17 protein-coding genes are annotated in these 24495 nt (G+C 63.7%); 10 read left to right on the forward strand and 7 right to left on the reverse strand.

Translation table 11 applies throughout. The features are described 5' to 3' along the window. Positions 1 to 405: 405 nt before the first annotated feature. From AC6H1L_RS20895 to AC6H1L_RS20930, 8 genes are all read left to right on the forward strand, one after another. On the forward strand, positions 406 to 2013 hold the full coding sequence (locus AC6H1L_RS20895) for a glycoside hydrolase family 16 protein (RefSeq protein WP_497599383.1): 1608 nt from the start codon (positions 406 to 408) through the stop codon (positions 2011 to 2013). A 344-nt stretch (positions 2014 to 2357) separates the two neighbouring features. After that, positions 2358 to 4067, forward strand: a complete 1710-nt coding sequence (locus tag AC6H1L_RS20900) for an ABC transporter substrate-binding protein (RefSeq protein WP_497599384.1) — start codon at positions 2358 to 2360, stop codon at positions 4065 to 4067. A gap of 473 nt (positions 4068 to 4540) precedes the next feature. Beyond that, entirely contained in the window at positions 4541 to 5512 is a 972-nt protein-coding gene (locus tag AC6H1L_RS20905) for an ABC transporter permease (RefSeq protein ID WP_497599385.1), read from the forward strand. Between the two features lie 88 nt (positions 5513 to 5600). Continuing rightward, positions 5601 to 6683, forward strand: a complete 1083-nt coding sequence (locus tag AC6H1L_RS20910) for an ABC transporter permease (protein WP_497599386.1) — start codon at positions 5601 to 5603, stop codon at positions 6681 to 6683. A gap of 83 nt (positions 6684 to 6766) precedes the next feature. Next, positions 6767 to 8161, forward strand: coding sequence for a GH1 family beta-glucosidase (locus AC6H1L_RS20915; RefSeq protein ID WP_497599387.1), 1395 nt, complete (start codon positions 6767 to 6769; stop codon positions 8159 to 8161). A 486-nt stretch (positions 8162 to 8647) separates the two neighbouring features. After that, on the forward strand, positions 8648 to 10786 hold the full coding sequence (locus AC6H1L_RS20920) for a UvrD-helicase domain-containing protein (protein WP_497599388.1): 2139 nt from the start codon (positions 8648 to 8650) through the stop codon (positions 10784 to 10786). A gap of 196 nt (positions 10787 to 10982) precedes the next feature. Then, positions 10983 to 11798: an endonuclease III domain-containing protein gene (locus AC6H1L_RS20925; RefSeq protein WP_497599389.1), complete on the forward strand. Its 816-nt coding sequence runs from the start codon at positions 10983 to 10985 to the stop codon at positions 11796 to 11798. Between the two features lie 111 nt (positions 11799 to 11909). Beyond that, positions 11910 to 14369 carry a tetratricopeptide repeat protein gene (locus tag AC6H1L_RS20930; RefSeq protein WP_497599390.1) on the forward strand — a complete coding sequence of 820 codons (2460 nt, stop codon included), beginning with the start codon at positions 11910 to 11912 and terminating at the stop codon, positions 14367 to 14369. A gap of 128 nt (positions 14370 to 14497) precedes the next feature. Here AC6H1L_RS20930 and AC6H1L_RS20935 read toward each other — a convergent pair whose 3' ends face one another. Continuing rightward, the gene (locus AC6H1L_RS20935; RefSeq protein ID WP_497599391.1) at positions 14498 to 16417 is read right to left on the reverse strand and encodes a MutS-related protein; all 1920 of its coding nucleotides are present in this window, start codon (positions 16415 to 16417) and stop codon (positions 14498 to 14500) included. A 433-nt stretch (positions 16418 to 16850) separates the two neighbouring features. After that, positions 16851 to 17171: a bifunctional DNA primase/polymerase gene (locus AC6H1L_RS20940; RefSeq protein ID WP_497599392.1), complete on the reverse strand. Its 321-nt coding sequence runs from the start codon at positions 17169 to 17171 to the stop codon at positions 16851 to 16853. Between the two features lie 904 nt (positions 17172 to 18075). Here AC6H1L_RS20940 and AC6H1L_RS20945 point away from each other — a divergent pair. Continuing rightward, entirely contained in the window at positions 18076 to 20853 is a 2778-nt protein-coding gene (locus AC6H1L_RS20945) for a serine/threonine-protein kinase (RefSeq protein ID WP_497599393.1), read from the forward strand. Between the two features lie 291 nt (positions 20854 to 21144). On the opposite strand, the gene AC6H1L_RS20950 is transcribed toward AC6H1L_RS20945, so the two are convergent. The 5 genes from AC6H1L_RS20950 to AC6H1L_RS20970 all read right to left on the reverse strand — a co-directional run bounded on the left by AC6H1L_RS20950 (position 21145) and on the right by AC6H1L_RS20970 (position 23615). After that, positions 21145 to 21690 carry a hypothetical protein gene (locus AC6H1L_RS20950; protein WP_497599394.1) on the reverse strand — a complete coding sequence of 182 codons (546 nt, stop codon included), beginning with the start codon at positions 21688 to 21690 and terminating at the stop codon, positions 21145 to 21147. A 189-nt stretch (positions 21691 to 21879) separates the two neighbouring features. Further along, positions 21880 to 22170: a helix-turn-helix domain-containing protein gene (locus AC6H1L_RS20955; RefSeq protein WP_497599395.1), complete on the reverse strand. Its 291-nt coding sequence runs from the start codon at positions 22168 to 22170 to the stop codon at positions 21880 to 21882. 433 nt (positions 22171 to 22603) lie between these two features. After that, positions 22604 to 22897: a helix-turn-helix domain-containing protein gene (locus AC6H1L_RS20960; RefSeq protein WP_497599396.1), complete on the reverse strand. Its 294-nt coding sequence runs from the start codon at positions 22895 to 22897 to the stop codon at positions 22604 to 22606. Beyond that, the gene (locus AC6H1L_RS20965) at positions 22866 to 23111 is read right to left on the reverse strand and encodes a hypothetical protein (protein ID WP_497599397.1); all 246 of its coding nucleotides are present in this window, start codon (positions 23109 to 23111) and stop codon (positions 22866 to 22868) included. The genes AC6H1L_RS20960 and AC6H1L_RS20965 overlap by 32 nt, the downstream gene beginning before the upstream one ends. A 279-nt stretch (positions 23112 to 23390) precedes the next feature. Next, complete coding sequence (locus tag AC6H1L_RS20970; RefSeq protein WP_497599398.1) at positions 23391 to 23615, reverse strand: helix-turn-helix domain-containing protein; 225 nt, start codon at positions 23613 to 23615, stop codon at positions 23391 to 23393. A gap of 138 nt (positions 23616 to 23753) precedes the next feature. On the opposite strand from AC6H1L_RS20970, the gene AC6H1L_RS20975 reads away from it, so the two are divergent. Next, positions 23754 to 24476 (forward strand): hypothetical protein, encoded by a 723-nt coding sequence (locus tag AC6H1L_RS20975; protein ID WP_497599399.1) that lies wholly within the window; start codon positions 23754 to 23756, stop codon positions 24474 to 24476. Positions 24477 to 24495: the final 19 nt, after the last annotated feature.

Here is a 24495-nt window from a genome sequence, read left to right on the forward strand (position 1 = left end):
AGCTGGGCCTGCTGACTGCAAGCCGGAGCCAAGCCGGCCTGGCTGCCAGCGCTACGGCTTCGATCGTGATCTACGGCCCTCTCTGCCGCTGCTCGACAGGCGGAATGGCCATTTCGGTGGATGGGTGGCTGACTTGGGACGGAGGGTGTGACTGAGTGCTTGCCAGCGTACCACCTGGGCGTGAGGGGGTGAAAGGCTGGCCAGAGCACCGCGGCTACTGGCCGCGATCGCCGGCATGGCGGCTGATGCCGGCACTGCAGCACCGCTCCCGGCTGCGTCTGCTTGCCGGGTGCCTACCAGGGCGCCCCCGGCAGCGCTGGTCTCATGCTCTCTCGATCAGGAGCGTGCTGCCAGCTCAGCTGCGTTGCAGCTGAACTACTCTTCCGCAAGAGAAAGGAGTACTGGATGCGGATACCTCAGCGTAGAGTTCACAGGGATGTTGATGAGTCTGCTCGTTCTGGTGCCGGTTTCCGCCGGTTACCCTTCAAGTGGCTCCTCTTCGCCATCTGTGCCTTGCTGGTCAGTCTCTCGGCTGGCCTGGTCTTTGTGGCTCGTACTGCTCCGCAGGCCCATGCCGCCACCTGGACGCAGGTGTGGGGCGATGAGTTTAACGGACCAGCAGGCTCCCCGCTGGATACCTCACAGTGGATCTACGATATCGGTACTGGCTACGGTACCGGCGAGATCGAGACGACGACCAATAGCACGGCCAACGTGTCGCTGGATGGCAATGGACATCTGGCGATTACGCCGCTGCGCGATGCCAATGGCAATTGGACCTCTGGCCGCATTGAGACGGTCAACGATAGCTTTGCCGCTCCTCCCGGCGGTGAGCTGGAGGTGACTGCCTCGCTGCAGCAGCCCAATGTCTCCGGCAATGCGGCCCTGGGCTATTGGCCCGCTTTCTGGATGCTGGGAACGCCCTATCGCTCCGACCATAACTGGCCGAAGGATGGCGAGATCGACATCATGGAGGATGTCAATGGCCTCAGCTCGGTCTTCGGGACCTTCCACTGTGGAACCTATCCCGGTGGGCCGTGCAATGAGCCGAATGGAATTGGCAGCGGCCAGAAGCCTTGTCCCGGCTGCCAGACTGGCTTCCATACCTATACGGTGATTGTCGATCGCAGCGTCTCGCCGGAGCAGATCCGCTGGTACCTGGATGGCAACAACTACTTTACGGTGAGCGCCAACCAGGTGGATGCCACAACCTGGGCCAATGCGGTTGATCATGCCTTCTTCATCATCTTCGATCTAGCTATTGGTGGTGGCTTCCCGGCGGCCTTCGGTGGTGGCCCCACTTCGGCTACTCAGCCCGGTGTGCCTATGCTGGTGGACTACGTGCGTGTCTATACCGCCAACGGTTCAGCGGTCACGCCGACGGCTACTCCTACCCCCAGCCCAACGCCGACGGCTAGCAGCGGTAGCGGCTTTACTCAGGGCGCCACGACCATCAGCAGCAACCAGGTCCAGTTCTGGTTTCAGCCGAGCGGGTGGACGGCGGGCTATGTGATCCTGCACTATACGGTTCCGGGGCAGGCTCAGCAGAACGTGCAGATGAGCTACAACAGCAGCGCCGGCCAGTGGCAGTATACGGTTAGCGGCGTCAGCTCAGGGCAGACGATTACCTACTCGTTCACCTACCAGAAGAACGGGCTGCAGTACGATACGGGCACCTATACCTATACGGTAGGCTCCTCGGCTGCCACCCCCACGCCGACGCCCACCCCCTCCGGTGGTAGTGGCTTCAGCCAGGGGGTGAACAGCGTGAGTGCTACTCAAGCGCTCTTCTGGTTCCAGCCGAGCGGGTGGACGGCGGGCTATGTGATCCTGCACTACACGATTCCGGGACAGGTTCAGCAGAACGTGCAGATGAGCTACAACAGCAGCGCCGGCCAGTGGCAATACACGGCTGGCGGGATGAGTTCAGGGCAGACGATCACCTACTCGTTCACCTATCAGAAGAACGGGTTGCAGTACGATACGGGCACTTATACCTGGACCCATCCCTGAGTGCTCTCCTCTCCTTCTCACCTGCTCGGCTGAGGTGAGATAGCTTCTTCCTCGTCCGGTGCTGCTCTCTGGCCGGCCAGGGCTGCAGACAGTCAGCGGGTTGTTGGCAGAGGGACAGCACCGGGACGGGGGAAACTGCTACGCTCGGCCCGGTTCGGTTCGGTTCGGTTGGATGGGGGGCAAGGCGAGCCGCTCAGCGCGGTCCGTTCGGGCTGGGTTTAGATATGGCTTCGGATCAGGATCGGGTTAGTTCAGTGGGGCTGACTGGTTCAGCGCCGACCACGATGAGACGATGCTTTGTGCGCTCAATCGACGTCCGATTCGCTTTGCAAGGAGGTACGCTTATGTGCGACAAGTCCGACCTCTCTCGCTCTTCACCACGGCCTCTTTCGCTGCTCGGCTGGGGACGCGCCGCACTCTCCCTGCTGGCGCTGAGCTTGCTGGTGTTGCTGGCGGCCTGTGGCCAGGGCGGCTCTAGCAGCTCATCTAATAAGACCCATGTTCTGACGGTTGTGCCCAGCCCGAAAGGCGACTTTACCAACGGCTTTAGCCCCTATTCGGCGAACGCGAACTATGGTTCACAGGGCATGATCTATGAGACGCTGCTCTTCTTTAACCGTATGAATAGCCAGATCACGCCCTGGCTGGCACAAAGCTACGACTTCTCCAGCGACGCCAAAACGCTGACTTTCCATCTGCGTCCTAATGTGAAGTGGTCTGATGGTCAGCCCTTCACCTCGGCGGATGTCGTCTTTACGCTGCAGATGCTCAAGCAGTATCCAGCAGCGGATGGAAATGGTCTCTGGCAATATATTCAGAGCGTCCAGGCTCCCGACGACCAGACGGTCACGGTGACTTTGAAGGAGCCTTATACGCCGATCCTGTGGTATTTGGCCGGCCAGACCTGGATTGTCTCGAAGCATGAGTATGCCAGCGCCGGCGACCCAACCAAGTTCGTTGATGCTAATCCGGTCGGCACTGGCCCCTTTATGCTCAAGTCCTTCTCGCCGCAGTTGATCACGCTCAAGAAGAACCCCAATTATTGGCAGCCTGGTAAGCCGGCAGTCGACGAGATCCGTTATCCGGCCTTCGATTCCAACACGAGCGCTGAGCTGCTGCTCAGCCGCGGTGATGTCGATTGGACGGGCCTCTATACGCCCAATATCGAGCAGACCTATGTTGCGAAGGACCCCGCTCATAATCACTATTGGTTCCCCAACCGCAACATTGTGATGCTGTATTTGAATACGGCGAAGGCGCCGTTCAATCAGTTGGCGGTGCGGCAGGCCATCAGCGCGGCCATCGACCGCGAGCAGATCTATAAGGTGGCTGAGAGCGGCTACGAGCCGGTAGCCAGCCCGACCGGCCTGGTGCTGCCCGAGAACCAGAGCTTCCTGAATCCGAAGTACGCCAATGTCTCCTTTGCGAAGGACCCCAACAAGTCGCAGCAGCTACTTGAGAGCGCCGGTTTCCATAAGGGGGCGGATGGCATCTATGTCGATAGCAGTGGCAAGAAGATGTCGTTCCAGATCAACGTTGTGACTGGCTGGACCGACTGGGTGACGGCGGTCCAGATCATTGCCAACAATCTGAAGGCGATCGGCATCGATGCCAAAGTGAATTCGATTTCGTTCAACGCTTACTACAGCGCCCTGCAGATGGGCAACTACGATATGGCGATCTCCTGGACGAACCCGGGACCGACGCCCTTCTACCTCTACAATTCGCTGCTGAATAGTACCAATAGCGCGCCGCTGGGAAAGCCAGCTCCTTCCAACTGGGAGCGCTGGATGGACCCGACGACCGATAAGTTGCTGGCTCAGTATGCGACGACCACAGATCAGACCAAGCAGCAGGAGGCTCTCTATGGTCTGCAGCAGATCATGGTCGAGCAGCTCCCGAGCATCCCGCTGGTCTATGGCGCGACGTGGTATGAGTACAGCAGCCGCAATTTCACGGGCTGGCCGGATAAGAACAACGCCTACGCTTCACCGGCTCCCTTCGACTTCCCCGATGCCGAAGTGGTGGCCTTGAATCTGAAGCCCGTTGCCTGAAACCCCGTGCGTAGGCGAGGTGAGGGGGCCGATCGGGTGCGGTCCTCTCACCTCCCTCCGCATCGGCCTGGCTCGCCTGGCTTCCTGCTGTCGCCCCTTCTCCTCCAGGGAGGACAATCGGCCAGGCCGTCAGGCTCGCTCGCCGCTTCCGCTCCATCAGTCAACAGCGGCTAAATACGGAACAGTCACATAGAATAATAAACAATAAAACAGGTAAGAGGAGAGCAAAGCGGGAGGACCACAGACGAACAGGAGGGCAGACCGGCCTCTCCGCTGCAGTCAGACTAGACGAGATGTACGGGCATACAGAGGTAACGGACAGGCAATCGGGTTTACCTTAGTAATAATAAGGAATAACTTTGGCCAACACCCGGCAGCGTGCGCCAACGCTCTCGGCGGCTGGTGAGCCGTTCCCTCACCGTCGTTGCTGCGTGCGGCGCCGCCTCTCTCGGCTGGGAGGAAAGGGGACCCAGATGAGGCATTTACTGCGCCGCCTCGGCTTCTACTTGGTGGCCCTGTGGGCCTCGATTACGCTGAATTTTATCATCCCGCGCCTGATCCCAGGTGATCCGGCAGGGGCCTTGATGGCACGCTTCCAGGGACGTATGACGCCCCAGGCGATCCATGCTCTGGAGCTGCAATTTGGTATCACGCATGATCCACTCTGGGTGCAGTATTTCCAGTACCTGGGAAGTCTGCTTCACGGCGATCTTGGAACCTCTTTTACCTACTTCCCTACGCCAGTGGCAACGGTCCTGGCTCAAGAGCTGCCCTGGACACTGGCCCTCGTCGGGACCTCCGTGCTGATCAGCTTTCTCCTGGGGTCGTTGCTCGGCGTCTTGATCGCCTGGAGACGCGGCTCGTTTCTTGATAATGTGCTGCCGCCTTTCTTAACCTTTTTCTCGGCTATTCCCTACTTCTGGCTGGCCCTGATTGCGCTCTATGTGCTGGCCTACACCCTGAACTGGTTCCCGTTGCACGGCGGCTATGATACGTCCTTGACGGTCGCGCTGACCCCCGATTTCTTGTTGAGCGCGCTGCAGCATGCCCTGCTGCCAGGCTTCACGATTGTTCTGGCCTCGATCGCGGGCTGGATGCTTGGGATGCGCAACGCCATGATTACAACGCTGACCGAGGACTACGTATTGCTGGCCGAGGCCAAGGGGCTTAACGAGCGTCGCGTGATGTTCTCCTATGCGGCCCGCAATGCGATCCTGCCGAACGTCACTGGCTTTGCTCTCTCGCTGGGCTTTGTGGTGGCTGGTTCGCTGCTGACAGAGGTGGTCTTCTCCTACCCAGGAGTGGGCTTCGCCTTGCTGCAGGCTGCTCAAAATTCGGATTACCCGCTACTTCAGGGCATTTTCCTGCTGATCGCGCTGGCGGTACTGGGCGCCAATTTCCTGGCGGACCTGGTCTATCTGGTGCTTGATCCACGCGTGCGCTAGCGGCGTGGAGGGCAAGCGCGGCTGAAAAAACAATAGAACGGAATGGACGAATGAGAGCCGTGACACGAGAGAGAAGGAGTGATTGAGCATGGCCATGCTACCGCAATCTCCAGAGCCGGTGGCGGCACCGACGGGCCAGCCACAGGAACCAGGCAGCACAGCCGCAGCAGAGGGGGCCGCGCCGCCAGCTCCGGGAGGCCTGCCGGCTGCTTTCGCTGCAGAGCGTCCCTGGATGACGCTTTGGCGTATCTTCACGCTGAATCGCAAGGCGATGGTAGGGATGTGCATTGTGGGGTTCTTTTTCCTGGTGGCGATCTTCGGGCCGTTCTTTATCCATACCGACCCGAGCGCACTATCGAACGATGTGCTGATGCCGCCCTCGCCCAAGCACTGGCTGGGAACGACTCAGACCGGTCAGGACATTTTCAGTCAGTTGGTGGTGGGCACGCGCGTTTCGATTCTCTGGGGGATGGCCACAGGCCTGGTGGTGACGGCCATTTCGGTGTTGGTGGGGCTGTGCGCCGGCTACCTGGGCGGGGTCATCGATGAGGTGCTCTCGCTGCTGATCAATGTCTTCCTGGTGCTGCCGAGTTTCCCGCTGGCGGTGCTGCTGGCCGCCTATGTGCCCTTCAAGGGGCCGCTGACTGTGGCCGTGGTGATTGCCCTGACAAGCTGGGCCTATCAGGCCCGTGTGCTGCGTGCGCAGACGCTGTCGCTGCGCCGGCGCGATTTTGTAGAGGCGGCCCGCTCCAGCGGCGAATCAACCTGGCGCATTATCTTCTTTGAGATTTTCCCGAACGAGATCGCGATCGTGGCCGCTGGTTTTGTGGGCACGGCGATCTACGTGATTCTGGCGGCTGCCGGCCTGGAGTTCCTGGGGCTGGGCGATGTGACAGTCGTCGACTGGGGCACGATGTTCTACTGGGCCCAGAATAACGATGCCTTGCTCCTGGGGGCCTGGTGGTGGTTTGCGGCCCCGGGCCTGTGTATCGCTCTGCTGGGGGCCGGGCTGGCCTTGATCAACTTCGGCATCGATGAGGTGGCCAATCCCCGTTTGCGCAGCGAGGCGCGACCCAGTAAGCGCCTGCTGCGCCAGATGCTGGCGCGCTCTGTCGGCGCTGGCGCTGGGACGGGAGCGGCTCCTCTCGGTGCCTCTCGTAGCCTTGGCTAGGCCGGCGCCGCGCCGACTGGCCACCCACTCTCTCTTATCTGAGAGATCTAATATTCCCGAGAGGATAGAGAACAGGAGAACGCATGACGAGTATCCCCACTGTCTCGTTCCAGGCGGTAGAGGACCTGGCTGCGCGCTTCCCCGCGGGCTTCTTCTGGGGAGCGGCGACATCTTCGTATCAGGTGGAGGGGGCGGTCGCTGAGGATGGCCGCGGTCCCTCGATCTGGGATGACTTTTCGGCCACGCCGGGCAAGGTCGCCGATGGTCAGAGCGGCGCACTCGCGGCGGATCATTACCATCGCTATCGCGAGGATGTGGCGCTGATGGCGCGCCTGGGCTTGAATGCCTATCGCTTTTCTATTGCCTGGCCGCGCGTGCTGCCCGAGGGACGTGGCACGGTCAATCAGGCGGGCCTGGATTTCTATGATCGCCTGGTCGATGCGCTGCTGGAAGCCGGCATCCAGCCGTTTGTGACGCTCTATCACTGGGATCTGCCTTCGGTGCTGGAGCGTGAGGGGGGCTGGCGTGTGCGCTCGACGGCTTATGCTTTTGCCGACTATGCTGAGGTGGTGACGCGCCGGCTCGGTGATCGTGTCTTACATTGGATGACGCTCAATGAGCCGTGGTGTAGCGCCTATCTGGGGTATGGGGTGGGTGTGCATGCGCCCGGCCTGCGCGATCGGCAGGCGGCGGTCGACGCCGCTCATCATCTCTTGCTGGCCCACGGGCTGGCCCTGCCTCGCATGCGGGCTGTCTTGCCCGCGCAGGCTCAGATTGGGACTGCTCAGGTGCTGGTGAAGGTCTATGGGGCCGATGAGCGCCCAGAGACGCAGCGCGATGTGGCCCTGGCCCATGCGTTCTCAAATCGCTGGTTCCTTGACCCTCTCTACCGCGGGTGCTATCCCGAGGGCCTGTTTGCGGCTCTGGGCCTGAATCCGCCTCCGATTGAGGAGGGCGATCTAGAGCTGATCGCGGCTCCTCTGGATTTTCTGGGGGTCAATAATTATTCGCGCATGCTGGTGCGTGGTTCTCCTGAGCCGCCGCTGGCTGATCAGTGTCGCACGGTCTCGCCGGTTCCTAATGCCTGCTATACTGATATGGCCTGGGAGATCTTCCCCCAGGGCCTGCGCGATCTGTTGCTCGATGTGAGCCGCGATTATCCGGTGCAGCGGCTCTATGTGACGGAGAATGGGGCGGCCTTCCCCGACGAGTGGGATGGCGGCGAGACGGTTCATGATCCGCGCCGCGTGGCCTACCTGGCGTCATATATTAGCGCCTGCGCCGAGGCCCTTGAGCAAGGAGCGCCGCTCTGTGGCTATTTTGTCTGGTCCCTGCTCGATAATTTCGAGTGGGCCGAGGGCTACCGCAAGCGCTTCGGTATCGTCTATGTGGACTATGCGTCGCAGCGGCGGGTGATTAAGGAAAGCGGCCACTGGTATGCAGCGCTCCTGCAAGCGTTCCGGTCGCGCTGTCGCTAGGACTGGCGCCGGCCTGCGCTTGGGCGGCTGCCGACGGTAGCTGGCGCTCCGCCCTGCCGGCTTGCCGCTGCTGAGGCCGGACTGAGTGAGCGGGCCGCCAGAGAAGAGCAGATTGTCCCATGTTGTCCCTGTGCTTGCTTTCCCTCCCCAGAAGCCTGGGTCCTCGCAGGCAGGCGAAGGCCCAGGCTTGAAAGGCGCCGGTGGGAGACTGTCCTCTCTCGCTCAGGCGCCTTTCTTTGCTGCTACTGACTACGATGCCTTTGCCGCTTGCCTGCTTACTCTCCCGCCTTCTCTCTCCCCTACGTTGGGCCAGTGCTCTCACGCTGTGAGCTGTCCCGCCTGGCCTTATCAGAGGCATCTGCTAAAGCTGGCGCTCCCACGCGTTTTTATTTGATGCCGATTATAGAGTAATATCACTCATAAAAAGGGAGTTGCTCACTACTGGACTAGCTATGCTGCCTTGTGAGGCTTGGAGGGACTTGTTTTATGGCCGCTGGTGATTGGTATCTGTTGCAAAAGCCGGAATTTGTGCGTGCCTTGCAAACTCTCGCGCCGAAGGAGGTTCGTCTTGTCATTGAGAAACTGAATCTGCTGCTGCAGGACCCTTCTCCCGATGGCCACACGCGCTGTCATGTGCGCCATATGGGGGTACCGCTCTATCGCCTGCGCTGCGGCGCCTACCGTATTTTTTATCGTTTCGAGCGCCCGTACATCTGTGTGCTGGCGTTGCGGCGCCGTGATCAGGACACCTACAGCGGAGAGCTGGATGCCGCTCTGCCGGACGGCGCTGCTGTCCCGCCTCTGGTGGCTAATGCGGCGGCTGAGGCAGTCGTCCCCCAGGCGGAGACGGCGCCCTCCGCCTATTGGGAGCGCTGGCTTGCTCCTCAGCCTCCGCCCAGTCGCCCGCTGCCCGAGCCAATTACGCCAGAATTGCTGAGGCTGCTCAGTATCCCGCCGGAATTTCATGCGCGTCTGCTACCAATTAAGACGCAGGAGGAGTTACTGGACTGCCCGGGCGTCCCCGATGAGTATCTGCTGCTGATCGATCAACATATGTTTGAGCGCCCGCTGGTTGCGGTGCTTCAGCAGCCGGACTATCTGCTCAGCGATGTTGAGGATCTGCTGCGCTATCGCGAGGGGGAGCTGGCCGGGTTTTTGTTGCGCCTCTCGCCCGAGCAGGAAAGCTATGTGACGCGCGGCCTGCGCTCAGGCGGTCCAACCCTGCTGAAAGGCGGGCCGGGCACGGGCAAGAGCACGATCGCGCTCTACCGTGTACGCGCTCTGCAGGAGGAGCTGCGCCGCCAGGGACGTGCTGAGATGCGCTTGTTGTTGACAACCTATACAAATGCTCTGGTGCGCTCGTGTGAGCAATTGCTGCGCCAGCTTCCTGGGGTGGATATGCGCTGCGTGGAGGTGCAAACGGCGGATCGCTTGATTTATCAATTGCTCGATGGGCTGGGAGAGCCGCCCAGACCCCTGACCGCCCCCGAGGAGCAGCAGCTCTTTGGGGAGGCCCTGGAACGGGTGCGCCTGGCGGGATCGGCGAGCGAGCGACAGCCGCTAGGCCAACTGTTGGAGCGCCTGGGACCGGAATATCTCCGGCGCGAGCTGACGCAGGTCATTATGGCGCGCCAGATTGGCTCATTGGAGGAGTACTTGCAGGCTCCGCGCCCGGGCCGGCGCGTGGCGCTCTCGCCTCAGCAGCGCCGCGCGGTTTGGGCGCTCTATGAGGCTTTCGTGGCGCTGCTGGGCCAGTACGGTAGGGAGACCTGGCAGCAGGTGCGGGCTCGCGCTGCAGCCTGGGCCGCTGCTGGGCTGCTGCCGCCCTGCTACGATGCGGTCATTGTCGACGAGGCCCAGGACCTCGATCCGGCGGCTCTGCGCCTGCTGGTGTCGCTCTGTCGCGATCCGCGGCTGCTCTTTATTACAGCGGATGCCAATCAATCGATTTATGGCAATGGCTTCTCCTGGACGGATGTTCACGAGTGGCTGCGCTTCCGCGGGCGGACGAGCGTACTCACGGTCAATTATCGCTCGACGCGCGAGATTGGCGAGGCGGCGCGGGCCTATCTACGGGCCCAGGCGGCTGGCGAGCTGGATGGGGAGAGGGAGTCGTACGAGCGGCGCTATGAACATAGCGGGCCGGTGCCGGCCCTGCGGCGCGTGGCCTCGCGAACCGAGGAGGTCGATCTGTTACGGCGCTTTCTGCCGGCGGCGGCCCATGAGCTGCGGCTAGGGATCGGGGCCTGTGCGGTCCTGACGCCGACGGTGCGGGCCGGTCAAGTGCTGGCTGAGGAGCTGAGGGCCCAGGGCGTGCCGGCGCGCTTCATGCGGGGCCAGGAGCTGGATCTGCAGGCGGCGGGGGTGAAGGTCCTGACGCTGCAGTCGGCGAAAGGGCTTGAGTTTCCTGTGGTGGCCCTGGCTGGCTTTACCGAGGGCGGCTGGCATCAGCGGGCGCTGGCGGCGCCGAGCGAGGAGGAGCGCGATGAGCTGCTGGCTATCGACCGGCGCACGCTCTTTGTGGGAATGACGCGCGCCATGCGGGCGCTGCTGGTAGTGATGCCCCAGGCGTCTAATTCGCCCCTACTCGAAGGCTTCGATAGCGCCTATTGGAATGTGGCCTGAGCGGGAGTGAGAACGCCTGTTCCCAGCGAGGCGGCTGAAAGCTGGTCTTTCGTTGGCGGTTGTCGCACGGTGCGCGGTGTACTACAATACAGCTAACAAGGGCAGGAGCGCGCTGTGATAAGCCGGTTCCTGCCTGCAGCGCTGCTTTGATGGGCTGGTTTCTGCTATGAAAGAGGAGCATTCTGGGCTCTCGTCGGTGCCCTCTTCCGGGGGAGGGGAGTCAGGCGCCGCCGCTCCTTCGGCGCACCTGGCCCGGATCTACTGGCGGCTACTGGCGGTCTATGGTGAGCCGGAGTGGCGGCCTTCTGGTGATCCCCTGGGCGAACTGGTCGGGACGATTCTGTCGCAGCATACTTCGGATGTCAATTCGGAGCGGGCTTATGCCCAACTACGGGCGGCCTTCCCATCCTGGGAGGCCCTGCGTCAGGCGCCGACCGAGCAGGTGGCGGCGACGATTCGCTGTGGCGGCCTGGCCAATCTGAAGGCGCAGCGCATTCAGGAGGTCCTCAATGAGTTACGGCGTCAGCAGGCCGAGATCGCGGCTGAGAGGGCCGCGGTGGCCGCCTTGGATCTGGAGGCCTTTTTGACAGCCGAGCTGCGGCGTCGAAGTCCGCTGGAAGCCTGGCAGTATTTGCGTCGCCTGCCCGGCGTTGGTCCGAAGACGGCGGCCTGTGTGCTGCTGTTCGCCTTGGGCTGGCCGGTGATGCCGGTGGATACGCATGTTCATCGCGTGGCGCGTCGGCTCGGTCTGATCGGGCCAAAGGTGAGCGCGGAGCAGGCGCATGTCTTGCTAGGGGAGATGACGCCGCCGGCCTGGGTCTATGCGCTGCATGTCAATCTGATCCGCCACGGACGACGCGTCTGCCTGGCCCAGCGCCCGCGTTGTCCCGGCTGTCCTTTGCTGGACGAGTGCCGCTATGCTGGCAGCAGGCTGGCCGCTGAGGAGCTGGCCAGCGCCTCTGTCGCCGGCGGCCTCCCCACCGATGATGAGTCGCTGGCCGAACGCGGTTGAGCCGGTTGTCCTCCTTTCCCTGGCGCGCTGCTCAGCCCCAGGCCAGGCGGGGCGGGGCTCAGGGGACGGCGCGAGGCTGCGTGCGGATTGCTGACCGAGAAGGAGTGGTCGATGGCCTCAAGTCAGGATTGGAGCCAGATTATTCACCAAAGCGAGAGTGAGCGCTTTGTGGGCCGTCAGCAGGAGCTGGCGCTGTTTTTGCAGGAACTGCTCCGTGAGCCGCCACGCACGCTGATCTTTTATCTGACCGGTCAGGCTGGCGTTGGTAAGACGACCCTCCTGCGCCGCTATCAGGCGCTGGCCCGTGAACAGGGCTTTCTGGTCGCCGAGTGCGATGAGCGGCAGCGCGATGTTCTGGCGGTGCTGGGGCATCTGGCGGCTCAGTTCGAGATGCGCGGCCTGCATCTGAAGGCATTTGAGGAGCGCCATCGGCTCTACTATCAGCGCTTGCATGAGATTGAGTCTGATCCCCAGGCGCCGCGCGGGCAGGGGGGACTGCCGGTGCGCACGTTGCTGCGCATGGCTTTTCTGGCGGGCGAGCTGTTGCCGGTGGTCGGTCCGGCTATCTCTTATCTGTCGCTGGAGGAGGTCGAGGAGCTGGCCAGCGAGTGGGGGCGCTATCTGTTGCGCAAGTTGGGCAATCGAGAGGAGATCGAGCTGTTGCGCGATCCTGAGTCGGTGCTCAGCCAGCTCTTTTTTGCCGATCTCAATCGGGTGGCCGAGCGCTGGCCGGTGCTGCTCTGTCTCGATAATCTGGAGGCGACGCGCCCGGCGCTGTTCGACTGGCTGCTGCGGCTGCCCGAGTACCGGCCCTCGGGACGCATTCGCCTGGTGCTGGCCGGACGCGAGCCGCTTGACAGAGAATGGGGCATTCTGCGCCCTGTGACGCGAGTCATTCGCCTGGACGTCTTTACGGAGGAGGAGGCCGAGGCTTTCCTTGACCTCTATCATGTGCGCGATCCGCTGCGGCGCCAGGAAATTATCGAGGTCTCTGGCCGGCTACCGGTGCTGATGAGCTGGCTGGCGGCGCCGCGCGAGACAGGGGCGGCCTACCCGGTGCTGCCGGCCAGCGATATGGTAGAGCGCTTCTTGCGCTGGGTCAATGATCCGGCGCTGCGTGAGGCGGCTCTGCTGGGGGCGCTGCCGCGGATGCTCAATCGCGATGTGCTGGCTTACCTGCTGCGCTGTGCGCTGGGAGCGCAGGCGCCGCATGTGGAGCGAATCTTTAGCTGGCTGGTCGGGCTACCGTTCGTGAGCGAGCGCGGCGAGGGCTGGCGCTATCATTCGGTGGTGCGGCGCATGATGCTGGAGTATCTGCGCCGTCGCAGCCCTGCCGAGTATCGCGAGCTGCATGCCTGCCTGGCGACCTTCTACCGCCAGCAGCGCGATGCCCTCTATGAGCCGGGGCGCGAGTATTGGCAGGCGGCCCGCTGGCAGGAGGGGACGCTGAACGCGCTTTATCATGGGTTGATCGCCGATGCCGGCAAGTACTGGGGGGAGTTGTTGGAGTGCTTTACGCTGGCGCTCTATCAGGAGCGACGCTTTGCGACGCGCCTGGTGGAGATGGCGACCCTGGAGGAGGTGCGGCGCGATCTGGAGCGGACCCAGCGCGAGCTGTTGGAGTTGATGCAGGCCGGGCTGCGGGCAATGGAAGAAGGCGATTGGGCGACAGGCCTGCGCCTCTTCGATCGGCTCTGTCAGGATCAGGCTTTGTCGCCGCGGGCGCGGGCGGCGGCCTACTTTTTTCGCGGACGGGTCCAGCGCTACCGCCAGGCCTATACCGAGGCCCTGGCCGATCACAGCCAGGCGATCGCTCTGGATGCCTCTAATGTCTGGGCCTTTGTGGAGCGCTCGCGCGTGCTGCGACGGTTGCGACGCTACTCTGAGGCGCTAGAGGATCTGTCGCGGGTGTTGGAGCTGAATCCGTTCGATGCGCGTTCCTGGGCCAGCCGTGGCCAGGTTTATACGCGGCTGGGCCGCTATGAGGAGGCGCTGCAGGATTATGAGCGCGCTTTAGCGCTGGACGAAGGCTATGTTTGGGCTTTGGTGCATCGGGCGGAGGTCCATCGCCTGCGGGGCCACTATGAACAGGCGCTAGCCGATCTTGAGCGCGCTTTAGCGCTGAATCCGCAGGAGGTGCGGGCCTTGGGCGAGTACGGCGAGGTCTATCGGCTGTTGGGCCGCTACGGGGAGGCGCTGGGGTGCCTGGAGCAGGCGCTGAGCCTGCGACCAGACTATGCCTGGGCGATCGCCTGTCGCGGGCAGGTCTATGCGGCGCTGGGCCGCCGTCAGGAGGCTCTGGCGGATCTGGAACGGGCCTTGTCTCTTGATCCGGCGCTGGAGTTGGCGGCCTCCGTTCGCACGGCGCTGCTGGCCTCTGAGGAAGGGGCTGCGGTCTGGGAGGAGGCGAGCGAGCCGGGTGGTCCCACGATGGAGCCGCTGGACATCTCCAGGCCGGGGCTGTCGACGACGCCCACGCTGCCGCTCCCGCTGGAGGAGAGCGAGACGCAGCGGCGCGAGGGCGGGCCGGCTTCGGCGGCGCCTCCCCTGGAGGAGCCACCGCAGCGCTGAGGAGCCGTGTTCTCTGAGCCCCTCCTATCTGGCAGCTTGCTTTGGCCTGCCGGGTTGCCCTGTCTTCTGTCTTTTGCCTCTTCTCTTCTTCGCTCTTCCTTCCGGTTGGGGGCCTGCGGGTCCGGCGCTCAGCCGGGGTCGGCCTCGCTCTCTGGCTCTGCGGCGACCTCGGGGACCGGTAGCCCGAAGAGGCGCATGATGGTGAGGGCGTTGGTGGTCGGGCAGGGGCCGGGCCGCAGGCGGTAGTCGAAGACCATTGCTCCGTCGCGGATCTCCTCGCGAAAGTGGTAGTTGCTGATCCCCGGGATGGCGTCGGCGAGCCGTGTTAAGTCGAGGTCGTGGGTGGCCAGCAGGCCGGCGCAGCGCGGTGCGGCGGCGGCCAGGGCCCGCAGGTAGGCGCGGCTGCCAATGCGCCGCTCGCGGTTGTTGGTGCCGCGGAAGATCTCGTCGATGAGGAAGAGCAGGGGCGCGGCGGCGGGCCGTTCGACGGCGTCGAGCAGGGCGCGCAGGCGCCGCACTTCGGCATAGAAGTAGGAGGCGCCTTCGGTCAGGGCGTCGTTGATGCGCATGCAGGCGAAGAGGCGGAGCGGTGTCAGGCGCAGACGCCGGGCGTTGACTGGCGCGCCGGCGTTGGCCAGGACCAGGTTGATGCCGACGGTGCGGAGAAAGGTGCTTTTGCCGGCCATATTAGAGCCTGTGATAATGGCGATGGCCCCGCCCTGCTGGAGGGCGAAGTCGTTGACGACCTTGCGGTCCGGTGGTAACAGGGGATGGCCGAGGCCCTGGCCTTCGTAGAGGAGGGAAGGCACCTGGCCGCTGGGCGAGGGGCCAGGCGGGCCGGGCGTGATGAATTCGGGGAAGTGGTAGTCGGGGTTGAGGTCGGCAAAGGTGGCGAGCGAGCAGAGTGCCTCTAGCTCAAACCAGGTCTCCAGCCAGCGCGGCATCTGCTGGGCCAGGCGGGCTTTCCAGGCGTTGAGGCGCAGGGCGATGAGAAATTCCCAGGGAGACCAGAGGTGAAGGAGGAGCAGCAGCAGGCGGTTTTGTCCAAGGGAGGCCAGGCTGAGCAGGAGCGCGAGGTGGCGCAGGGCGCGCGCCGGGCTGAGCTGGCCGGCGGTAAAGGGCTGGCAGAGCTGCTGCAGGTGCGGCTGCCTGGGGAAGCGCCGCCGTTCGAGGTAGGCGAAGGTGGCGCGGAGCTGGGCGCAGGTGCTTTGCAGTTCGAAGGCTTCGTCGAAGAGGTCGCCGGCATCGCGGCGCCGCCACAGGAAGAAGAGGAGGCTGAGCGCGGCCCCGATGGGCCACCAGGGCGGCAGGTGCAGCCAGAGCTGACCGGCCAACAGGAGCAGGGTGGCAAGGTTAAGGGTGCTCATGATAGCCAGGCTCTGGATCAGGCGCGGGTTGGGCGGCTCTTGTTGCAGGCGACGTAGAAGCTGCTCGCTGCGCAGGACGCTGCGCTGAGCGGCGGCCAGGCGGGTTTCGATCTGCAGGCGGTTGCGGAAGAGGCGCAGGGGAGCCAGTTCGGCGACAAGGGCTTGTCGGCGCAGGATGCTGCTCAGGTCGGGATCTTCGACGAGCAGCCAGCGCTTGAGCAGGTGGCTGCCCTGGCGTGTGCTGGCCGTGTTGAGCAGGCGGTGAAGCGAGCGCGGGCCGCTGATGTCCAGGTCGAGATCGAAGGGGTGGTCTGGCTGGCGTTCGCTGCCCTCCGGCTCGGGCGGCAGGGGGGCGATGGCGGACCAGTCGAGGCGCAGCCGCGCTTGCTGGTCGCGGAGCAGGTGCGAGAGGAGGCGCAGGCGGCTGAGGTGGCTTTCGAGGCGCCGGTGGCGGGCGGCGACGCCGCCGAAGAGAAGGAGGGCCAGGCTGAAGCTGAGCAGGCCGAGCCACCAGTGGAGGGCCAGGCCGAGGGCGAGGCCCAGGGCCAGGCCGGCGGCGAAGATGGCGACTCGCAGCCAGGAATAGCGGTTACTGCGCGCGTCGAGGCGGGCGATGTGGCGCTGGAGGCGCGCGTCGTGGCGTTGCAGGGCCTTGAGGCGCGCGGCTTTAGCTGGGTGCATGAGGGCTGCTCCTCCGAATCGCTGTCTGGATGTAGTGTAGTCGCTGCCTGAGCGGCTTGCTCCGTCTGGAGAGCGGGCCGCCGCGCTGACCGGGCTGGGGGAGCTGGCGCGGGTTGGCCGGGTCAGGTCAGGCCGGGCCAGCTCTGCTCAGGTCAGCAGAGGATGTGGCAGCCGGGTGCGCGCTGGCTGGAGGCCAGGCGGAAGGTGTGGCAGCGGCAGAGTGGCAGGCGCGGGCGCGGTGCGCGCCGTGTCTGCTCTTCGATCAGATGATAGCGCGCCTGGCAAGAGGGTGGCGAAAAAGAAGTCCCCGCCCTGGGAGGGGGCGAGGACTTCCGCAACGAAGAGAGGAGGCTTGGGAGGTGGCCGCTCAGCCAGGAACGTGCTGGGACGCCGGCTAGACTGTGGCAGGCCCTCCGCTGTGGCTCCGGCGGCGTCAGGGCATGTGATCCACTGTGCCGGGAATGGGAATGATTGTCTCGCTACCGTCGCGGCCGGTGATCACAACGCCGATGCCGGCCCGGGGAGCCAGGCGCCACCAGCGGCGGATCTGCTCTTCATCGGTGGTGGCGCAGGTGAGCGCAGGGACACGCGGGTGAGGGACTGCGACGCAGCCAGGCTGCGCGCAGGCACAGTTGCCGTCGGGCTGGCGCTCGTAGAGCGGTACGACGCGCCAGCCGTGCCGGGCGTAGGAGAGCGCGTACTCTAGCAAGCGGCTCTTGTCAAGTGCGATATGGCGTTCGAGGCAGGTCGCCATCAGAGCAGCTCCTTTGCGCTAGTGCGGCGGAAACGCAGAGAGACAGACGACCAGATTGAGCGTGAAGCCTGGACCCGAGCCAGGGCTAGCCAGGCCCCGATCGATCTTCCTGCCGGTTCCTTTGGCTGCTGGGAGGCCTGGCAGGGGATGCCATAAGCAGCTCTGGAGATCCCGCTGTGCAGGTTTTGTGGCGCGGGTCTCGCCTGGCTCGTCGCCTCGACCACACCGGCCCCTCCGGCGGAGCCCCCACTCCGCCGGAGCCGGTGGGTGCAGCCTTCCGGTAACCAGAAGGATTACTTATATTGTACGAGGTGCACCAAATATATGTTTGTCGATCTATGGCCGTTGCTGGCAGTGGGGCCGGGCTGGTGGGTGGCTGCCGCTGGTGACGGTGGTGAGTGGCGGGCCGGAAGGGGCGGATGTGCGATGAGCGGGGGCTGCGAAGGGGGTGGCGCTGAGGAAATCTCGCGCCGGGAAGGCCTCTCTGAGGGGCTGATTCGAAACTCGGCGGCTGCCCTCGGGCAAAACGGTGGAATGCTGGCCGTTTTGGGCGGTAGACAAGGCTCTTTTGCCTGTGGTATACTCAAAAACGTAGTTGTGCCTCTTCGAAACTCGCCCCTTGCGGCTTGCAGAAAACGAGTTTCGAGAAAGGTTGGGGAACGATATATTTTTGAGAGAGGGGGAGCGCGAAAAACGAGCCTCTCAGAGGCCAAAATTGGGGATTGCGTGTAAGTACAAGTTAGAGCAACTGTGCGCAGTTGCAGAGGGGACGATCCGCGAGAGGATACTGAAAGGAGAGGATACTGTAAGCTACATTGCACCGCTTGACTGATCTGCCGACAGGACCAGGCATTCACGCCTGCCTGCCTGTGTCCGTATACGAGGCCGGGGAGGGCTTTCGTCTATGACACACGATCAGAAGCCTGGCGAGGATGGCCGGCGCGAGCTGGCCGGCGGTCGCATTGGCAATTATCGCTTGCTGCGCCGCCTCGGTCGCGGCGGCTTCAGTACGGTCTATCTGGCTCGCCATCTGATTCTGCAGTCTCGCCCCCCCGTGGCCCTCAAACGCCTCCTGACTCCGCTCGATTCTCCACGGGCGCGCTCCCTCTTTCTCGAAGAGGCCCGCTTGCTGGAGGAACTCCGCCATCCCCATATTCTGCCGCTGATCGATGCCGGCATCGATGATGAGGGCTTCCCTTATCTGGTCACGCTTTACGCCGCCGGCGGCTCGCTGCGCGACCGCTTGCGCCGCGCCAGCGGGCGCCCGCTCCCCCTGGAGGAGGCCCTCGCGATCGTGGCCCAGGTCGGGAAGGCCCTCCAGTACGCCCATGAGCGCGGGGTGGTCCACCGCGATCTGAAGCCCGAAAATGTGCTCTTCACCGATCACGGCGAGGCCCTGTTAGCCGATTTCGGCATCGCTGTCTTGCTCGGCTCGCGTAGCCTGGAAAGGGCAAGCGTGAGCGGCACGCCCGCCTATATGGCCCCCGAGCAGTTCCGCGGCCAGGTCTCCCGCCAGAGCGATCAGTATGCCCTGGCTTGCCTGATGTATGAGCTGTGTACGGGCCATCGCGTCTTTGAGGATCAGGATGCGCTGGTGTTGATGTATCGCCATACGCAGGAGGAGCCTCGCCCGCCTCGGGTCTATAATGCGCATTTGCCACCGCCAGTGGAGGCGGCGATCTTGCGCGGGCTGGCAAAGGAGCGCTCGGCACGCTATCCCGATGTGCTGAGCTTTGTGCGGGCTTTGCACGCTTTCCGCCCCTTCGGCGGCCCCAGCCCGGATCTGGGGGCCACCGCGCTGATGGCCGGGGCCGATGAGGAGGCGCCGCTCTCCCCAGAGGACGGCCCCGCCGCGGATCTGGAGGACGATACGGGCTACGATGCTCCTCTGTGGGACGCGGCGCCGGAGGAGGCAACGCTCTGGCGCGCCGGCAGCCACCAGGATCAGGGCCGGACCCCTCTGGAGCCTGCCGCCCACTACGAGGAGCTTCCGCCGCAGACGGCTACGGTCGAGAGCGGTGAGGGCGAGACGCTGGCAACGCGCTCGCTGGGGACCGATTGGGAGTGGGCCACGCCTCTGTCGGCTGGCGCCGCGCCGGCAGAAAGGGCGCTTGAGGCCGATCCCAGTGGGCTGGGAGAGGCCCGGTATGACCACGCGCCGGCGGCTGGGGAGCATTGGACTCCTCTCGCCCCAGGCTATGGGCCGGCCCGGTCTCGCGTCGCTCCCGGTAAGGGCATACTTGAACAGCAGTCCGGTCCTGCGCTCGTCTCGTCGCCCGCTGCGGCTGATGGCCCTTCGATTATTGAGCTGCCTCGCCCGTCGCGTGCGGCGTCCGCCACACGCTCGCGCCGGCTCGCGCCCGGGACGACTCAGGGCCGACGCTCCCCATATGCTGGCTCGCAGCCCGCGCCCGGCGTCGCTACCGCTTCGCTGGCCGCCTCGGCTCCGCTGCAGGCAGCTCCCCCGCACGCTCGCGCCGGCGCCGCTCCGGGTCCGCGTTCAAAGGCCCGGCTGCCACGCCTGGCTTCGCGCGCCTTGGCACGCCCAGGCCTGACCGCCCTGGCTCTGCTGCTGGCGGCTGCCCTGCTGCTGGCTCTGACGCCGCTGACGCTCGGGCTGCTCTCGCCGTCGGCTACGGTGACGATCGTGCCGGCCAGCCATGCGCTGCAACGGACCTATACGCTGAGCGCGCGCGTCGGCGCTCAGGCCGATCCGGCCCGCTTGCTCGTCCCCGCCCGCCTGCTCTCCACGCCGCCACAGGCCCAGTCGCGCTCGGTCACCGCCTCCGGCCACGCCTCTACTCCCGGTACGCGCGCCCAGGGCGTGCTGACGTTCTATAATGGAAAACTGGTAAGTCAGACAGTTCCTGCTAATACAGTAATTCAGGATGATCAAGGGATTCAATTTGTTACAGAGACTAATGCGGTGATTCCCCCAGGTAATCCGCCCCAGCTTGGGAGTGTTTCTGTAAAAGCTCATGCTGTTCTGCCGGGGCATGCTGGCAATATTCCTGCTAATGATATCAATACAACTTGTTGTAGTGCGGACAAGACTATATTTGTCAAAAATCTTGTTGGGTTCACCGGCGGGCAAGATCCGCAGAGCTACACCTTTGTCCAGCAGAGCGACATCGACGGCGCCGCGGAGGCTCTGCAGCCGGCCCTGATCCAGAGCGCCCGCACCGCCTTCGCCGGCCTCAAAACCAGCAGTGAGGAGAGCGTTGGCGACCCGCAGTGCTCGCCCCAGGTCACCAGCGATCACCGCGCCGGCGACCGCGCCAGCAGCGTCACCGTGACCGTCACCGTGAGCTGCAGCGGCCTCGTCTACGACCGCAACAGCGTCATCACCCTGGTCACCGCCCTGCTCAACGCCGAGATCGCGCGCAGCTACGGCAGCGGCTACAGCCTGGCACACCCGCCCATCGCGGCCCAGATCAGCGCCCGCGCCGTCAGCCAGACCACCGCCATCCTCACTGTGCGCGCCGGCGGCACCTGGTCCTACCGCTTCAGCGCCGCCCGCCTCAACGCCCTCAAACAGCTCATCGCGGGCCGCGAAGCCGACAGCGCCCGCGCCATCCTGCGCCGCCAGCCCGGCATCGCCGACGTCATCCTGAGCCTGGGACTGGGTCAGCGCAGCCTGCCCACCGATCCGGCCCGCATCACTATCAAAACCCCGGCCTGAAACCAATCACCACATCCCCAGCAAACGCCTCGCCCCCGCAGTCGGCAGCCGCCTGGCCCCCACCAGATACCCACCCGCCCCATCCATCCCCGCTATCCCCCGGCGCGCCCGCTCACCGCCTGCCACCGGGCGCGCACCGGCCCAACAAACACAAAAACGGCGCCAGGTCCCTTCTCGCCCAAGGCAGGCGAAAAAGACCCGCGCCGCCACGCCGTCGCTATGCGGCCCGGCTCACGTTGCTAAGCCTATCCGATCCTATCCTGCCCTCTCCAGGCCCGCGCCGCTCGCGCCCTAGAGGCGGTTCAGAGCGATCTGCGCCAGGCCCTGTTCAAGATCAAGCTGACGATGGCCCGGACTGAGCGCCTCAACGACCAATACCGTGTTATCCTTGAGCACCGTCAGCAGCGTCTCTTGCCCCAGGGACGAACCGCGCTGCGTCTGAAAAGCCCCGTCGCCCAGATTCACCGTCGCCGTCTGCCGGCTCAGGTCGAGGGCCGCGCTCTTGGCCTGATTGTAAAGCTGCTGAGCGCTGGCCGCATCGGCGGCGATCGTCAGCGCTAACGAGGCCCGCGCGACATGGCTGTCCGAGGCCGAGGTGTAGAGACACTCGCTCACGGTCGCGTTCTTGGGCTTGCTCACAACCTGCTGCGGCTGCGCTCGCACCGCCGCCCCCAGTACCTGCCGCGCCTCATCCGTCGTCACCAGCGAACAGGCCGTCGTCGTCGTTGCCACTTGCTTGCCAGGGCCACAGGCAACCAGCAAAAGCATGAGCAGGAGCAGCGGCCCAGACCACGTCAGGGCCAGGGGAGGCTGAAAGGGGAACCGTCTACCACGCATCGTAGCGCACACTCCTTACTTCCTTCCTTTCGTATCGTAGAGACGTCGCGTCGGTCGCGCAAACCAGAAAGCCAGCCAGCTCACCGGCGGGCACCCTCTTCGCCCACCGGCAGCTACCGCCTGCCAGTGCTAACCACTCTCAACCACGCTCTTCTCTCCCCCTTTTTGCTGCCCCTACCCAAAAGTCCATTATGGAGCGACATACCCTCCTTCCGGTTGCTCGCTCTGCGCCTTGCTCCCTATCCCGGTCGCTGGCTGCCGACCCCGCTTTCGTCTTCCCTGGCTTTTCACCGCTTCCTCTGGTGGGCCTGATGGCCCTGCCTCGTCCTCGTCCACAGTCTCGATGAGATCCTCAACGCGCACATTAAGGGCCTCGGCAAGCCGTGCAAGGGTCGTGGTGGTGACCTCTACGTAGGGATCATGAAATATGCGCCGAATGGTGTTATACGCTACCTCAGACTTCGTGTGAAGTCTGGTCATCGAGAAACCCTTTGCTTTTGCTACTTCTTTGACGCGCAGCCGGACTTTCATGGCATGAGAATAACCTATTCCTGGCCTTGACAGTAGAGTGTTTGGGATGGTACTATTCTTACGTCGACATCAAAATGGCGACTTTGGAATGGCGAATATGGGAACGGAGAAAGGAGGGGAGAGGGCGCAGTCGGCCAGGAGGAGGGAACTGGCGGAAGGAGAGCGGAGAGCAGTGAGGCGAGAGGAGGTGAACTGAGGCGAGGAGAGAGCGAGAGCGGGTGAGGTAGGAGGGAGAGGCAGCGAGCGAGAGGGGTCAAGAGAGAGGAGCGAGGAAGGAGGACAGAGCGAGAAGAAAGGGCCTGCCGCCGCCCCGTTCCCCGCAGGGGAAGCAGAACGGGGCGCTGAGTGGCGGTCAGGCCCTCCAGATGAAGGGAGGAACAAATCAGTTAGTAGGTGGGAAAGAAAATCTGCTTCGCGGCTGATAGCGACGTGGCGGGCGAGCGCGCCGAGGGGGAGCCCCGGGAGGCAGCTCCTCATCGGGCAAGTACTCGATCAGCGTATGGGCCTGAACCCCCAGCGCGATCGCGATCTTGACCAGCGTCCGCAGATTCACCTGCGCATACGGATCACGAAAGATCCGGCGCACCGTGCGATCAGTGAGATTGGCAGCCTTGCAGAGGGTCGAGGGCGTAAAGCCCTTGGCCTCAGCGATTTCCTTTACGCGCAGCCTGAACACGATCAGCTCCTTCCTGGGACACAAGAGCCGGGTCGTTGCTCCGGGACGGACACCGATAAGGGTGCGGACGCGGCTGACCAACGCGAAAGCGCGTCTTGCGCGGGCGCACCATCGACACGTCGAGCTGTGCCATTCTAAGAATATCGTCGGCAGGCTTAAAGAGGATTTTCAGAATCAGGAAGCGGATTTTTCTCCCTCCGATCATCCGCGACACCTCAACTAGCTCCTTTCACACAAAACAAGACAGTCAAACAAAGCAGCCGTCGGCTGCACGGTGCGTCGCAGGCCGTGGCAAAACGCGCTCAGAGCGTCGACAGTTGCTCACTGGCGCCCTGCGTCGAGCCTCCCATCTCAAACGCGGATTGCATGCCTGTGCGGCTCCGGCGCAGGCGGCGGGAGGGCGTGCGCTCTCCTATCTTTAAGGACGATGGTCCTGGGAAAAATTCAAGCACGAATTAGATGATTTTTCCTGGTTCTTGTTCCGGTTGGCTGACTAAGACTCGGGCGGGTCCGCCTCGTCAGGCACATCTTCGATCAGCTCGGAGGTGGAAACGCCGAGCGCCCGCGCGATTTTCGCGAGGGTAGAGATATTGACCTCTTTGTACGGATTGCGAAAGATGCTCTTGATTGTGCGGAAGTTGACATCGGCTGCCCGAGAAAGCGAGGACATATTGAAGCCCCGAGCTTCAGCAACCTCTTTGACTTTGAGCCGCACCATTGTACTGGTATCCCTGTTCTACTAGTGCCCTAATTCTACCAGTCCAGCCAGCTTGACAAAACTACGATTGTGATAGTATCATCTCGATAGATGTTTATTCAGTACTATCATTAGGATAGCAGTCCTGGAGGAACACTTATGAGTGGAAGTGAGATAGCGCGCCTGCGCCGTCAGCTAGAAGCGGAATACCTGGCCGGGCGATGGGCCTTATACGGCCTGGCCAGTGGCTGGGCCAAGCACGAATACATTCAGCGCCGTCTACGCAACATGGAAGAGTATCAGAGCCGGCTGGCGGAGCTGGTAGGGGTAGAGCGAGCGGCGGCCATTGTCTGCGAGATCATAGACGACGTACGCGACCAGGAGCGGGCGGCGCGGCCAGCCGCGGAAGAAGATGGCGCGCTTGGGCGAGGCGGGGAAAGCACGGGGGGCGAGGGAGGAGAGCGGGGGCCGATGCACGTGGAGGCGGACATGGGGGCAGGGACGCTGGTAGCGGGCAGCAATGGAAACGGGGTCCCGGCGGGGGCTGCCTGCAAGCCCCAGCCGGAGCGTGACCCTGAAGCTGAAGACGACGAAGAGGAGCGCCCCATCGAAAAGACCCTCTGGCTACTGGCCTATCGGCACAGCGAAGAAGAGGCCGACCTGCTCTATCTCTTCTACGCCATCAGCGACGAAGAAGCCAGGATCATAGCCGACCTCAAAATAGAGCAAGGTGGGCGGCATTGCAGTCTCCTCATGTTGCGCAAACTGCCGGGAGGCTTTGGCGTCCCCTATGGGCGCTACCGTGGCCGCATCCACGTCCGTCCCGACGGGAGCATCGTCGAAGGCGACTATCTGACGGCGCGGACCTTGAAACAGGACTGAGCCGGCCAGCCTGTCTGTC

Source organism: Thermogemmatispora argillosa, from assembly GCF_059696725.1.

Bases quoted from the DNA above. Each gene is read 5' to 3' on its own strand.
- AC6H1L_RS20895 (WP_497599383.1), top strand. From the start codon at position 406: ATGCGGATACCTCAGCGTAGAGTTCACAGGGATGTTGATGAGTCTGCT.
- AC6H1L_RS20900 (WP_497599384.1), top strand. From the start codon at position 2,358: ATGTGCGACAAGTCCGACCTCTCTCGCTCTTCACCACGGCCTCTTTCG.
- AC6H1L_RS20905 (WP_497599385.1), top strand. From the start codon at position 4,541: ATGAGGCATTTACTGCGCCGCCTCGGCTTCTACTTGGTGGCCCTGTGG.
- AC6H1L_RS20910 (WP_497599386.1), top strand. From the start codon at position 5,601: ATGGCCATGCTACCGCAATCTCCAGAGCCGGTGGCGGCACCGACGGGC.
- AC6H1L_RS20915 (WP_497599387.1), top strand. From the start codon at position 6,767: ATGACGAGTATCCCCACTGTCTCGTTCCAGGCGGTAGAGGACCTGGCT.
- AC6H1L_RS20920 (WP_497599388.1), top strand. From the start codon at position 8,648: ATGGCCGCTGGTGATTGGTATCTGTTGCAAAAGCCGGAATTTGTGCGT.
- AC6H1L_RS20930 (WP_497599390.1), top strand. From the start codon at position 11,910: ATGGCCTCAAGTCAGGATTGGAGCCAGATTATTCACCAAAGCGAGAGT.
- AC6H1L_RS20935 (WP_497599391.1), bottom strand. From the start codon at position 16,417: ATGCACCCAGCTAAAGCCGCGCGCCTCAAGGCCCTGCAACGCCACGAC.
- AC6H1L_RS20940 (WP_497599392.1), bottom strand. From the start codon at position 17,171: ATGGCGACCTGCCTCGAACGCCATATCGCACTTGACAAGAGCCGCTTG.
- AC6H1L_RS20945 (WP_497599393.1), top strand. From the start codon at position 18,076: ATGACACACGATCAGAAGCCTGGCGAGGATGGCCGGCGCGAGCTGGCC.
- AC6H1L_RS20950 (WP_497599394.1), bottom strand. From the start codon at position 21,690: ATGCGTGGTAGACGGTTCCCCTTTCAGCCTCCCCTGGCCCTGACGTGG.
- AC6H1L_RS20955 (WP_497599395.1), bottom strand. From the start codon at position 22,170: ATGACCAGACTTCACACGAAGTCTGAGGTAGCGTATAACACCATTCGG.
- AC6H1L_RS20970 (WP_497599398.1), bottom strand. From the start codon at position 23,615: ATGGTGCGGCTCAAAGTCAAAGAGGTTGCTGAAGCTCGGGGCTTCAAT.
- AC6H1L_RS20975 (WP_497599399.1), top strand. From the start codon at position 23,754: ATGAGTGGAAGTGAGATAGCGCGCCTGCGCCGTCAGCTAGAAGCGGAA.